The sequence below is a fragment of the Halomonas sp. SH5A2 genome (genome assembly GCF_014263395.1).
Classification (GTDB): domain Bacteria; phylum Pseudomonadota; class Gammaproteobacteria; order Pseudomonadales; family Halomonadaceae; genus Vreelandella.
In genome coordinates, this window is the sequence record NZ_CP058321.1 from 1747788 (window position 1) to 1759858 (window position 12071).

12 protein-coding genes are annotated in these 12071 nt (G+C 58.3%); 1 reads left to right on the forward strand and 11 read right to left on the reverse strand.

Features of this window, described 5'->3' with window-relative positions; all coding sequences use genetic code 11:
* The first annotated feature begins 200 nt into the window (after positions 1 to 200).
* Positions 201 to 1292, forward strand: a complete 1092-nt coding sequence (locus tag HXW73_RS08090; protein ID WP_186255710.1) for a tRNA-queuosine alpha-mannosyltransferase domain-containing protein — start codon at positions 201 to 203, stop codon at positions 1290 to 1292.
* On the opposite strand, the gene HXW73_RS08095 is transcribed toward HXW73_RS08090, so the two are convergent.
* The 11 genes from HXW73_RS08095 to HXW73_RS08145 form a co-directional block, all read right to left on the reverse strand.
* Positions 1256 to 2350, reverse strand: a complete 1095-nt coding sequence (locus tag HXW73_RS08095) for a carboxysome shell carbonic anhydrase domain-containg protein (RefSeq protein WP_186255711.1) — start codon at positions 2348 to 2350, stop codon at positions 1256 to 1258. The genes HXW73_RS08090 and HXW73_RS08095 overlap by 37 nt on opposite strands.
* 34 nt (positions 2351 to 2384) lie before the next feature.
* Positions 2385 to 3023: an endonuclease III gene (nth, locus tag HXW73_RS08100; RefSeq protein ID WP_186255712.1), complete on the reverse strand. Its 639-nt coding sequence runs from the start codon at positions 3021 to 3023 to the stop codon at positions 2385 to 2387.
* Between the two features lie 14 nt (positions 3024 to 3037).
* Positions 3038 to 3739, reverse strand: a complete 702-nt coding sequence (locus tag HXW73_RS08105) for an electron transport complex subunit E (RefSeq protein ID WP_186255713.1) — start codon at positions 3737 to 3739, stop codon at positions 3038 to 3040.
* Positions 3736 to 4374: an electron transport complex subunit RsxG gene (gene rsxG, locus HXW73_RS08110; protein ID WP_186255714.1), complete on the reverse strand. Its 639-nt coding sequence runs from the start codon at positions 4372 to 4374 to the stop codon at positions 3736 to 3738. Before rsxG ends, HXW73_RS08105 begins: the two co-directional genes overlap by 4 nt.
* Positions 4371 to 5405 (reverse strand): RnfABCDGE type electron transport complex subunit D, encoded by a 1035-nt coding sequence (locus HXW73_RS08115; RefSeq protein ID WP_186255960.1) that lies wholly within the window; start codon positions 5403 to 5405, stop codon positions 4371 to 4373. The genes rsxG and HXW73_RS08115 overlap by 4 nt, the downstream gene beginning before the upstream one ends.
* Positions 5402 to 7054: an electron transport complex subunit RsxC gene (gene rsxC / locus HXW73_RS08120; RefSeq protein ID WP_186255715.1), complete on the reverse strand. Its 1653-nt coding sequence runs from the start codon at positions 7052 to 7054 to the stop codon at positions 5402 to 5404. Before rsxC ends, HXW73_RS08115 begins: the two co-directional genes overlap by 4 nt.
* Positions 7038 to 7646, reverse strand: a complete 609-nt coding sequence (gene rsxB / locus HXW73_RS08125) for an electron transport complex subunit RsxB (RefSeq protein ID WP_186255716.1) — start codon at positions 7644 to 7646, stop codon at positions 7038 to 7040. The genes rsxC and rsxB overlap by 17 nt, the downstream gene beginning before the upstream one ends.
* 8 nt (positions 7647 to 7654) lie before the next feature.
* Positions 7655 to 8236: an electron transport complex subunit RsxA gene (gene rsxA, locus HXW73_RS08130; RefSeq protein WP_186255717.1), complete on the reverse strand. Its 582-nt coding sequence runs from the start codon at positions 8234 to 8236 to the stop codon at positions 7655 to 7657.
* Positions 8237 to 8381: 145 nt separating this feature from the next.
* Positions 8382 to 10418 (reverse strand): methionine--tRNA ligase, encoded by a 2037-nt coding sequence (gene metG / locus HXW73_RS08135; RefSeq protein WP_186255718.1) that lies wholly within the window; start codon positions 10416 to 10418, stop codon positions 8382 to 8384.
* A 67-nt stretch (positions 10419 to 10485) separates the two neighbouring features.
* Positions 10486 to 10767, reverse strand: a complete 282-nt coding sequence (locus HXW73_RS08140; protein WP_186255719.1) for a hypothetical protein — start codon at positions 10765 to 10767, stop codon at positions 10486 to 10488.
* Between the two features lie 98 nt (positions 10768 to 10865).
* Positions 10866 to 12047, reverse strand: coding sequence for a 1-acyl-sn-glycerol-3-phosphate acyltransferase (locus HXW73_RS08145; RefSeq protein ID WP_186255720.1), 1182 nt, complete (start codon positions 12045 to 12047; stop codon positions 10866 to 10868).
* Between the last annotated feature and the right edge of the window lie 24 nt (positions 12048 to 12071).

Genomic DNA, 12071 nt, shown 5'->3' on the forward strand with positions numbered 1-12071 from the left:
GCTCTCCCTGGATTAAAGGTGTTGGGGCCGTCTGTATTTGCCCACTATTAGCCAGAGTGTAGGTAGGCGAGCCTGCCGCGCCAAGACGACCTTGGTAACAAAGCGATCGCTGTGGATTATCAATAGGTAGCCTACGGCTGTGATGACAAGCAACGCCCGGTTATTACACAATTGTCTCCCCGCTACTCAACGAGACCCTAATGAACGCTCCATTTAACCGCCAGAAGCGGGTTTTATTGCTATCCGCCTATGATGCCGTGAGCCATCGCTACTGGGCCGACAGCGTCATACGTCACGTCGAATCTGTCGAGTGGACTCAACTGCGCTTGCCAGCCCGCCATTTCCGCTGGCGTGTCCGCGGTAACCCATTGACCTGGCTGCTTAAAGAGCACGAAACGCTGAGTCAGCCGTATGATGTGGTGCTGGCGACCTCGATGGTGGATTTGGCGACGTTAATCGGCTTGTTCCCCACCCTTGGCCAAGCGCACAAGGTTGTCTATTTTCATGAGAATCAGTTTGCCTACCCTGTGTCGGAGGCTCAGCAATCCCCGGCGGAAGGCAAAATGGTCAATCTGTATGCCGCGCTGGCGGCCGACACGGTGATTTTTAATACCGCCTTTAACCGGGACTCCTTCATCGATGGTGCGCGCGCCTTTTTGAAAAAAATGCCCGAGAATGTGCCAGCGGTAAAACACCTTGAGGCGCTGCGCAAGCGCGCAAAAGTAATGCCTGTGCCGATCATGCCCCTTGAGGGCGAGCATCACGGCCAGCGTCATCCCCGGCGAATTCTGTGGAACCACCGCTGGGAGTACGACAAGAACCCCGAGGATTTTTTCGAGGTGCTTTTTACACTGAGCGACCAGGGGATGGCCTTCGAGTTGGCGGTGGTGGGGCAGCGCTTTCGTGATGTCCCGCCGATATTTGCCGAGGCTGAGCAACGTCTTGCGCCGCATATCACTGCCTGGGGGCCGCTGCCGGAAGGGCGCTATCAGGCTGAACTGGATATGGCAGGCATCGTGGTGTCGACCACCTGGCATGAGTTTCAGGGGCTGGCGATCATGGAGGCGGCTCAGCGGGGCGCGCGACCGCTGGTACCTGACCGCCTTTGCTTTCCGGCGCTTTATCCCGATGCCTATCGTTACGATGGCACGCGAGACGGGCTTTACGATCAGCTGTGCCGTTGGCTCACCACGCCGACAGACCAGCCCGAGCCGCTGAATACGACCCAATGGGAGTGGCCAGCATGGCAGGCGGCCTATTCAGCACTGCTGACGGAAGACGTACGTAGTTGATCGAGGCGGCGAGTCGGCCAATGAACAACGGCCGTGTGTTGCCGCATGGTAGTGGCCAGCTCAGGATGCTCCCGGCGAATGACCTGTGCCGCAAACTCGGATAAGAAACGTGATTTGAGTTCGGCGCGGGCGCGGTCAACCCCACTGTGCTGATAGGGCGTCGAGGCAAGCAGCAGAAAACCATCATCAGGGATGCGTCCTGCCTGGCGATTGGCGTCAATGATCGAAGCGGCGGTGCCAATGGGCGCTGCGAGATCAGGCCCGTAAGGGCCAATGATCAGTGCGGTATTGGGTAGGTGCAGAAAATCAAAGCCCCGACCAACGCAGATTACCCACTCGCGGTGCTCGATATCCAGCTCCCGCTTGACGCCCTGTAGCTCGTCGACGTGGGCGAGGTTGCCGGTCAATAAGGGCAGCAGGTCGCGACGCATCTCGGCAGGCATATCGGGGCATGTTGCCTGCAGGGCAGCGCTGAGCTGCGCTGGTGAGTGACCAAGATAGTCACGAATATCCAATGTTGCGCCGTGCTGGCCATGCACTATCAATGCATCGCTGTCGGTTTCAAAGCCGCAAACGAGCGGATAAACCTGCTGACGCTCGTGACCGAATAAATGCGCGGCCTGCTCAGCGATCGCGTCAGCATGATCCCTGGCGGCTTGTGTATCGCAATCGAATCCTGCACAACCTCGCGCTTTATTCCCCTGGGAAAAGTGGTAGGTAATCAGCATTAGGGTGCCACGGCCTTCTTCGGCCGCATCAATGACGGCCTCGGTCAGCAACTCCCCCAGGTACGGCCAGCCAAGGTCGAAAATCCCGCCGAGGTTGCGAAAAGGGGTAATGATGCCAAGCGGCGTGCGCGTGGCGTGGGGGATATGGATGCGACCGTCCATGCATTTCATCACCAGCAGCGAGGTCGGATGCTTGGCGATATAGCGCTGTCTACCCAGCCAGGCTTCAGGACTGCAAAAGTGCGCCGCGTGCTGGCGCGATAAATCAAACAGGGCGTCGATGCGTTGTTCGATAGGCTGGTCGTGAAGCAGTGAGGCGGGCGTTGGCATGAATGGTTTTCCCCTGGCGCAATTAATTACCCGTTTAAGCGATCTCGGTTTTGTCTTTATAGTCGCATAAATCTTCAATGATGCAGCTGCCGCATCGTGGCTTGCGGGCGATGCACGTATAGCGGCCGTGCAGGATCAGCCAGTGGTGGGCGTCCTGCAGAAAAGCTTTGGGGACGTGGCGCATTAGCTTTTGTTCGACCTCGACGACATTCTTGCCCTTGGCAATGCCGGTTCGGTTGGCGACCCGGAAAATGTGCGTATCCACCGCCATGGTCGGTTGGCCGAAGGCCGTATTCAAAATGACATTAGCCGTCTTGCGTCCCACGCCGGGCAAGGCCTCTAGCGCAGCGCGAGTCTGAGGCACTTCACCATCGTGGTGTTCAACCAGTTGATGGCAGGTTTTCATCAGGTTTTCGGCCTTGGCGTTGTACAGGCCGATGGTCTTGATATGGGCTTTCAGGTCATCGATACCCAGGTCGATAATGCCCTGCGGGGTATTGGCGACCGGGAAAAGACGGGCGGTTGCCTTGTTGACGCCGACGTCGGTGGCCTGGGCGGAGAGCAGCACCGCGGCGAGCAGCTCGAAAGGCGTATGCCAATTGAGTTCAGTCGTTGGGTGAGGGTTTTCTGCCTGCAGTCGGGCGAAAATTTCATGACGCTTTTGGGCATTCATGGTCAGTCCCTGGGTTATTTGATCGTACCGGTGACGCGGACGCGGCGCTGTTCACGAGGTGTGACGGTCTTGGGTTGTGAAGATGCCTCACGGCGTTGGTCAATACAGTTTTTCAGCGCGATCAGTAGCCCCGCGACGAAAAACGCGCCGGGAGGAAGCACAAAAAACAGAAACTGATAGTCGTCGACCAGCGTCAACCGCCAACCGTCGGCCAGTGGGCCGAACAACAGCGCCATTTCCCGGAACAGCGTCCCCTGGCCCAGTAGCTCGCGTAATGCCCCCAGCACCACCAATACGGCGCCAAAGCCGAGCCCCATCATCAAACCATCAACGGCGGCAGGGAGTACCGGCTGGCGCGAGGCAAACGCTTCGGCACGACCCAGAATGGCGCAGTTGGTCACAATCAGCGGAATAAAAATCCCCAGCACCTGGTAAAGCGGGTAGGCGTAGGCGGCCATTAGCAGCTCAGCGCAGGTGACAAAGGCGGCAATAATCATCACAAAGGCAGGCAGGCGGACGGCGCTGGGTACCTGATGACGAATCAGCGATACTGTGGTGCTGGCGCCGACCATGACGACCAGCGTGGCGATGGCCAGCCCCAATGCGTTGACCACACTCGCGCTGACGGCCAATAACGGGCATAGCCCCAGCAGTTGAACCAGCGCCGGGTTGTTTGACCATAGTCCTTCACGTGAAAGCTGGCCAAGTTGGCTCATTGCGTTGGCTCCTCTGCTTGCCGCCTGGGTGAGTTTTCAAGTGGTGGATGGTTGGCCGCATATTGTAGGGCACTGTGCACGGCATCGACCACGGCGCGGGGCGTAATGGTAGCGCCGGTAAAGGCATCAAAATGACCGCCATCTTTCTGCACTGCCCAGTCTTCGGGGGCGAGGGAATCCAAGCGTAAGCCATCGAAGTGGGTGATCCAATCGCTACGGCGGCGCTCGATGTCGTCGCCAAGCCCCGGGGTTTCCTGATGCCGGGTAACGCGAACCCCGCTGATACGCTGTTGCTCATCGAGCCCCACGAGCAGGTGGATATCGCCGTTATAGCCGCGCCGGGTGACCACCGGGATCACGACGGCGCGTTGCTGGTCGTTTTCCACTTGCCAGCCGGTCGTACCGTCGGGGTAGCCGAGTTTTTCAGCGTTGGGTAATGAAATGGGCGATACCGTTGCCTGCTGGGTAAGCGCTTCGGGCAGCACGGCCTGGCGCTGGCGTTGCTGATAGGCTTGCTGGTGCGCGTCGATGCGCTCGGCAGTCAACGCTCGCAGTGAGGCGACGCTGCCCGCCGTGATCAAGGCAAACAGGCCTAACGTCAGCGCACCGCGCTGCATGGCGTTCAGGATGCTCATGGTCGTGCCCTGTCAGCGGATCGCGGTTCCGCCGCGGCGGGCACCGTGTAAATATCCAGCAGCGGTACACACAGGTTCATCAGTAGCACGGCAAAGGCGACCGCATCGGGGTAGCCGCCCCAGGTGCGAATCACGATGACCAGCAGGCCGATTCCCGCACCGTAGATCAGCTTGCCGCGCTGGCTGGTGGCGGCGGACACCGGGTCAGTGGCAATGAAAAATGCGCCAAACAGCGTCGCGCCGGTGAACAGGTGCAGCCACGGCGAGGCGGCGTTCTCGGGATTAAACACGTAAATCAATGCGGCGGCGGCCGTCATGCTGCCAAGCATGGCCACGGGGATGTGCCAGCTGATCAGGCGTTTGGCAAGCAGCAGTGCACCGCCTGCTGTCCAGGCCGCCGCTATCCACTGCCAGGCACGGAGGGTGCCAGGGGGCAGCGGCGGGTTAGCCCAAAACTGGCTGGCGGTTAGCCCGTCGGCTTTATGTTTGAAGGCGTCCAGTGGTGTGGCGCCACTTAAAGCGTCGATCTGCTCGAGCGAGATACTGCCCATGATTTGGCTGCCGAGCGTATCTGGCCACAGCGACTGGGGGGCAGGCCATAGGGTCATATAGGTGGGAAACGACACCAGTAGCAGCGCATAGCCCACCATGGCTGGATTGAAGGGGTTTTGCCCCAGTCCGCCGTAAAGCTGCTTGGCGACCACAATTGCCGCAACCATGCCAATGCCGATCAGCCACCAGGGGCTGGCCGGCGGTAACGAGGCGCCGAGCAACACACCAGTGAGCAGCGCGCTGGCATCATTGAGCGACCGCAAGTTGCGCTGGCGCAGCCGCAAGAAAAGCGCTTCCAGCCCTAATCCAAAGGCGGTGGCAAGGACGACATTGCTGACTACGCCCAGGCCGAAAAAAAACGTCATGGTGGCAAGGCCGGGCAGTGTGGCAATAATCACCCAGCGCATGATGTCGCCGGTGCTGGGCGTTGTCGTTAAGCGGGTTCGGTCGTCTACCTGGGACGCGTGCAGCATACTTATGGAGTCTCTTGGGGTTCGCCTGCTTCACGAGCCTCGGCGAGGCGTGCCTCGGCCGCCTGCAGGTTTTCCTGAGCGGTGGCCAACTGAATTTCGAGGTCGTCATGGGGCTGTTGAGGGTCTTGCTGGGCGGCCCGCGCGAGGTTTTTCTCGGCTTTTCTTACGGCGGCTTTAGCCGCGGTTTGGGCGATGCGCAAACTTCTCAGGTCGGCCTGAGGAGAGGTGGCCTGGGAGTCGGTCTGTTGCGTCGTCTGCTTGGCACGACGTGCCTGACGGCGCGCTTGCTTTTCTGCTTCCTCGCGGGCAAGCCGCGCCTGGCGCCATTCAAAGCGATGCTTGGCATGCTCAGCCTTGGCGGTTTCGAGTCGCTGGTGGCGAAGCCGGGTTTTGGCGTGGCGATAATCGGCGACCAGAGGAATATGGCTCGGGCATACGTAGCTACAGGCATTGCACTCGATGCAGTCGAACAGGCGGTAGTGTGCCAGCTTGGCGTCGTCTTGCGCGCGCGCATACCAATGCAGTTGCTGGGGTAATAGATTGGCCGGGCAGACCTCTTCACACGCCCCGCAACGTATACAGGGCGATTCGGGCGGCGCAGGCGGTAGCTCATCCCGCGTGGCGGCAATCAAACAGTTGGTGGTTTTAGTCACCACGCCTTCAAGGTCGGCAAGTGGCGTGCCCATCATGGGGCCGCCCTCGACTAGTTGATGAAGTACTGAGCGATTCAGGCCCGCCTCATCGAGCAGAGTAGCCATCGGCGTACCAATCCGTACCCAGCGATTGCCGGGGTCGGCGATGGCCTCACCGGTCAGGGTTACCAGTCGTTCAATCAGCGGTTCGCCATCGCGAACCGAGCGCAGGGCTGCCAGTAGCGTGCCGGGATTTTGACAGAGCACACCCACGTCAGCGGGCAGCCCCTTGTCGGGCACGTCGCGGTTGAGCAGCGTTTTAATCAACTGGCGCTCGCCCCCGCTGGGGTAACGGGTGGCGATCACGCTGACGGTCACACTGAGCGGTTGGCTTCCCGCCACCGCTTGATGCAGGGCACTTATCGCCTCGGTCTTGTTATCTTCAATGCCGACAACGATCTGCTTGGCGCCACAAAGCGAGGCGATGAGCTGGGCGCCTTCCAGCACATCCAAGGCGTACTGCTGGAGCGTCAGGTCATCCACGGTGATATAGGGTTCGCATTCGGCGGCGTTGACCACCAGGGTATCGATCCGCTGGCGCTCGCCAACGCGCGCCTTGATATGGGCAGGAAAGCCCGCGCCGCCAAGCCCCACCACGCCGCTTTGTTCCAGGCGCGTCAGCAATTGCTCTGCGTTTGCGGTACGCCATTCAAGCGGCGTCAATCGTTGCCAGGTATCAACGCCGTCACCGTCGATGGTGATGGTATGGCGATCCACCTGGGTGACCTGTCCGCTGATGCTGGCGTGCAAGGCCGCTGAAATCATGCCGTCGCGCCGGGCGATTGGCGTGCCCACCTTGACGCTATCACCCACGGCGACAGTTGCGAGGGCAGGGCGGCCGGCGTGCTGGTCCAGGCGCAGCACGACGCGACCGGGCAACCTGGCATGGCGCACCGGTCCTTGGGAGCGCTGTTTGCGTTCGGGCGGGTAGACGCCGCCATGAAACTCAAACGTGCGTGCCATGAGGCAACTCCACTGACGCGCGGCGGTCACTGGCAATGACCTGGGGCGGATAGGTGACGGGCTGCCATTGGTCCAGCGGTGTGCTTCGCGGCAGCATATCAATGCAATCGACCGGACAAGGTTCCAGACATAAATCGCAGCCGGTGCACTCATCCTCGATAACGGTGTGCATCTGTTTGGCGGCGCCAATGATTGCGTCCACCGGGCACGCCTGGATACATTTGGTGCAGCCAATACACTCGTCTTCGCGGATGAATGCCACCAAATCCTCACTCGGGGCTTCACCATCCAATGGTTCAGGCGTGCGACCCAACAGATTGGCGAGGGCGGTAATGGTGGCTTCGCCGCCAGGCGGGCACTTGTTGATGGCATCGCCCTGGTTGATGGCTTCGGCGTAGGGGCGGCAGCCAGGATAGCCACATTGCCCGCACTGCGTCTGCGGCAGCAGGGTATCGATCTGCTCGACCAGGCTGGATTCATCGCCCTTGAAACGCTCGCTAACGGCGCCCAGCAGGGCACCAAATCCCACGCCTAGCGCGGTCAGTACTGCGACGGCGCTTAGCAGGCCGATGATCGAGAATGTCTCGCTCATTGATACACCTATCCTTGGACCAGGCCAGAAAAGCCCATAAAGGCAAGTGACATCAAGCTGGCCGTGATCATGGCGATGGCGGCACCTTTGAATGGCCGCGGTGTATCCGCCGCGGCGAGGCGTTCGCGCATGGCGGCAAACAGTACCAGCACCAGTGAAAACCCAACCGCGGCGCCCAGCCCATAAAGGGTGGTGGCAAAAAAGCTGAGATCGCGATTAAGCGACAGCAGGGCAACGCCAAGTACCGCGCAGTTGGTGGTAATCAGAGGTAAAAAAATACCCAGTACACGGTGCAGCAAGGGACTTAACTGGCGCACCATGATATCGGTGAATTGGACCACGGCGGCAATCACCACGATAAAGCTGATGGTGCGTAAATAGGTAACGTCCAGAGGCACCAGCAGTCCGTGGTAGACCACGAAACTGGCGGCGGATGCCAGGGTCAGCACAAAAGTGGTGGCCAACGACATGCCCATCGCCGATTCCAGTTTGTTGGATACGCCCATGAACGGGCATAACCCAAGAAACTGCACCAGCACGAAGTTGTTGACCAGCGCGGTGCTGATCAAGATCACGAATAGTTCATTCATTGCGGCGTATTGTGCGGAGAAATCTCGGTGCTGGCTAGAGAAAGGCTGAATGATGCTCTGGATGTTAGTGACAGTTCAAGACCAGCGCGATTGGAAGCAGCGACGTAAAGCCGCTGCCTTTTTACGCTTTATACACTGGGTTTGATTAGGTGACCCGCTGGCCCGGTTCAGCGCCTGAGTCTGGCGAGAGCAGGTAGATACCTTCCTGGTCGGCCGACGCGAGCACCATGCCTTCGGATACGCCGAAGCGCATTTTGCGTGGCGCGAGGTTGGCAACCATGACCGTTAAACGGCCTTCCAGCGCTTCCGGGGCATAGGCGGAGCGGATACCTGAAAATACATTGCGGGTTTCGCCGCCCAGGTCGAGGGTCAGTTGAAGTAGTTTGTCCGCGCCCTCGACGTATTCTGCCTTGGCAATACGCGCGATGCGCAGGTCGACCTTGGCAAACTCATCGAAACTGATTTCTGCCGCGATGGGATCGTCTGTCAAGGGACTTTTGGGGGCTTCCTTAAGTTTTTGCTCTTCCACGATATCCTCCTTTGAGGCATCAATCATGGCGTCAATCTTGTCGCGCTCGATGCGCTGCATGAGGGGTTTGAATTTGTTGATGTCATGGTCGACAAGCACATTTTGTCGAGTTTCCCAGTCCAGCGACTCGACGTTCAGGAACACTCTTGCCTGCTCAGCCATGTCGGGAACCACCGGCGCAAGGTAAACCATCAGTTGGCGGAACAGGTTGATACCTACGGAACAGATGTCGAGTACCTCGGCATCGCGGCCTTCCTGCTTGGCGAGTACCCAGGGCTCTTTTTCGGCAATATAGGTATTTGCCTCGTCGGCCAGCTCCATGATGTGGCGCATCGCGCGGCTGAATTCGCGCGCTTCAAAGTCCTGGGCAATACTGTCGCCGGCGGCGATGAACCGGGCGACCATTTGCGGCTCGCTACAATGGGCTGACAGGCGACCACCGCCAAGCTTTTTGACAAAGCCGGCACAACGGCTGGCAATGTTGACCACCTTGCCGACTAGGTCAGCATTTACCCGGGCGGCAAAATCGTCAAGGTTCAGGTCAAGGTCATCGACCTTGGACGTCAACTTGGCGGCAAAGTAGTAGCGCAGGTATTCAGGGTTCAGGTAGTCAGCGTAGGTGGCTGCCTTGATAAAGGTGCCCCGTGACTTCGACATCTTGGCACCGTCCACGGTGACAAAACCGTGGCAGTTAACGGCGGTGGGTGTTCGCAGGTCCGCTCCTTCGAGCATGGCCGGCCAGAAGAGTGCGTGGAAATAGACGATATCCTTGCCGATAAAGTGATAGATTTCGGCGTCAGAGCCCTTTTCCCAGTAGCTATCAAAGTCGATGCCCTCTCGATCGCAGAGGTTTTTGAAGCTCGCCAGGTAACCGATTGGCGCGTCCAGCCAGACGTAAAAGTATTTGCCGGGGGCATCGGGGATTTCAAAGCCGAAATAGGGGGCGTCGCGGGAGATATCCCACTCGTTAAAGCCCGACTCAAACCACTCCATCAGCTTGTTGCGAATCTGCGGCTGTACATGGCCGTCATTGATCCAGCGCTGCAGGAAGTCGGCAAAGTCCGGCAACTTGAAGAAGTAGTGCGTGGAACTGCGGACTTCGGGGGTGGCGCCAGAAATCGCCGAGACCGGATCTATCAACTCGGCGGGCGTATAGGTCGCACCGCATTTTTCGCAGTTATCACCGTACTGATCGTCCGCATTGCATTTGGGGCAGGTGCCTTTAATGAACCGATCAGCGAGAAACAACCCCTTTTGCGGGTCGAACATTTGTTCAATTTCCCGCGTGGCGATATGGCCTTTATCGCGTAAGCGCTGATAGATCAGTTCGCTGTAATAGCGGTTCTCATCGGAATGGGTAGAGTGATAGTTATCAAAGGCAACGCCGAATCGGGCAAAGTCGGCTTGGTGGTCGCGTGAAACCCGGTCGATTAATTCCTCGGAGGATATGCCTTCCAGCTCGGCACGCAGCATGATGGCGGTGCCGTGTGCGTCGTCAGCACAGACGTAATAGCACTGCTGGCCACGGCTTTTCTGAAAACGCACCCAAATATCGGTTTGGATATATTCAAGCAAGTGGCCCAGATGGATGGCGCCGTTAGCGTAAGGCAGCGCGCTGGTAACCAGAATGCGGCGCGAGGAGGTAGTTGACATGATGAACGAAGATCCCGATCAGGCATTAACAAAAAGATAAAAACGTTGAGGCGACTCAGGCGACGGGTTAATAGAGCGCCTGTTCCTCCTGAACCACTTCGCGTAATAGCTCTAAAAACAACTTATCCGCTTCGGAATGCTCGGCGGAATCTTCTGGAATATGCACGCTAGTGGTATCCGATATTTGGTTGGCAATGCGCGCCATAACGGCGGGACTGCTGCCTTCGGCCAGTTCTTCTCGGGCAATGGTCAGCGATTGCTCGAGAATTTTGGGGTCTTGCAGCAGCTTGCGAATAAAACCGCGCAGCTCATTGATGATACGTGTTTTCTGAATTTCTGAAGCGGACATGGGGTTCTCCTTTGTATCGCGACGGGCAGGGCGTCGAGCGAGACCACTAAATACCCCGACAATAGCATTTTTTCAGCCAACGAGCATGACAGGTGCCCTCAGTTGGTCAAACGTCCTGCCTTGTGTTTTACCGGGTTGGCGTATTGTGCCAACCAGTAGGGGCGCAAGGCTTCCGGTACGCTTGCCAGGCGCGCATTGAAGCGATCCCTGTCTTCCCGGGTAATGGTGCGACGGGCCACCAATTCAGGCGCATCCCCCAGTGCTTCAAGCGCGAGATAATGGCTGGGAAACAGTCGGTAGCCACCAATCACCTGCCGGTCAATTTCAGCGGCAACTTCGTCAGGGGTGGCCATGTCAGCTCCAATTGGCGTGCCGAAGCGCAGTTGGACGCGTCCTTTGGTTCCGGTAATGCCGGCCACTATGGAGCGAATATCTTCGAATTCGCTTTTCGCGTAGTGACCCTTCGTGTCGATATCGTGAAGTTCCTGGGCTTTTTGCAGATCGCAGGGGTCGTACTCGTAGCTGATCGAGACCGGCACAAGCTTGAGCTCGGCGATTGCATCGCCAAACTGAGCGTCACGGTTGCTGGTACGACTCGCAATGGTCAGCATTTTGATAATGGCAGGATCGGTACGATCGATACCGTTTTTGGCCCGACCTTCCCGCTGCGCCATCCAGATCGAGTGTTGATCTTCGGTAATCGAATGGCGGATATAGGCTGATAGCTTCTGGTAAGCGGCGAGCATGGCACGCTTGCCGCGAGCGCTGCGAGGGACGATAAAGCTTTTGTTGAGCCGCATGAGATCGGTGACGTAGGGCTTTTTCAATAAATTGTCACCAATCGCAATACGCACTGTGTCTCGATCTGCCTGATACAGGGCGTAATTGACGAAAGCCGGGTCCAGTGAAATATCCCGGTGATTACCGATAAATAAATAGGCACTGTCAGGGTCGAGCTTGTCTAGTCCGGCCACCTCGAAGGCATCGGTGGTGGTGCGAATCATGCGCACCATATAACTGGCAATGCGCATCTGGAATTCACGTACGCTGGTGACGTCCTTGATTTCCCGGCGCACCGCGTGACTGGCGAGGGCGCGCGCCAATGGCGGGGCCCAGCGGGCCAGACGGGGCAGCCGGAAGCGGGTAAGCGCATTCAGCAACTCGTTATCCCGCGAAAGCTTGGCAAGTACGTCAGCCACTTCATGATCCATATAGGGGCGAACATCCGCCCAGGGGTCTGATGGCATTGAGGCTGTCGAAGCGTTATTGTGGTGTGTCATGCGATCCGTAAGATTTCTTCAATA

Excerpts from the sequence above, each read along its gene's own strand:
- HXW73_RS08140 (WP_186255719.1), bottom strand. The coding sequence starts at position 10,767 with ATGTCCGCTTCAGAAATTCAGAAAACACGTATCATCAATGAGCTGCGC.
- rsxA (WP_186255717.1), bottom strand. The coding sequence starts at position 8,236 with ATGAATGAACTATTCGTGATCTTGATCAGCACCGCGCTGGTCAACAAC.
- HXW73_RS08090 (WP_186255710.1), top strand. The coding sequence starts at position 201 with ATGAACGCTCCATTTAACCGCCAGAAGCGGGTTTTATTGCTATCCGCC.
- HXW73_RS08095 (WP_186255711.1), bottom strand. The coding sequence starts at position 2,350 with ATGCCAACGCCCGCCTCACTGCTTCACGACCAGCCTATCGAACAACGC.
- rsxG (WP_186255714.1), bottom strand. The coding sequence starts at position 4,374 with ATGAGCATCCTGAACGCCATGCAGCGCGGTGCGCTGACGTTAGGCCTG.
- HXW73_RS08105 (WP_186255713.1), bottom strand. The coding sequence starts at position 3,739 with ATGAGCCAACTTGGCCAGCTTTCACGTGAAGGACTATGGTCAAACAAC.
- rsxC (WP_186255715.1), bottom strand. The coding sequence starts at position 7,054 with ATGGCACGCACGTTTGAGTTTCATGGCGGCGTCTACCCGCCCGAACGC.
- nth (WP_186255712.1), bottom strand. The coding sequence starts at position 3,023 with ATGAATGCCCAAAAGCGTCATGAAATTTTCGCCCGACTGCAGGCAGAA.
- rsxB (WP_186255716.1), bottom strand. The coding sequence starts at position 7,646 with ATGAGCGAGACATTCTCGATCATCGGCCTGCTAAGCGCCGTCGCAGTA.
- metG (WP_186255718.1), bottom strand. The coding sequence starts at position 10,418 with ATGTCAACTACCTCCTCGCGCCGCATTCTGGTTACCAGCGCGCTGCCT.
- HXW73_RS08145 (WP_186255720.1), bottom strand. The coding sequence starts at position 12,047 with ATGACACACCACAATAACGCTTCGACAGCCTCAATGCCATCAGACCCC.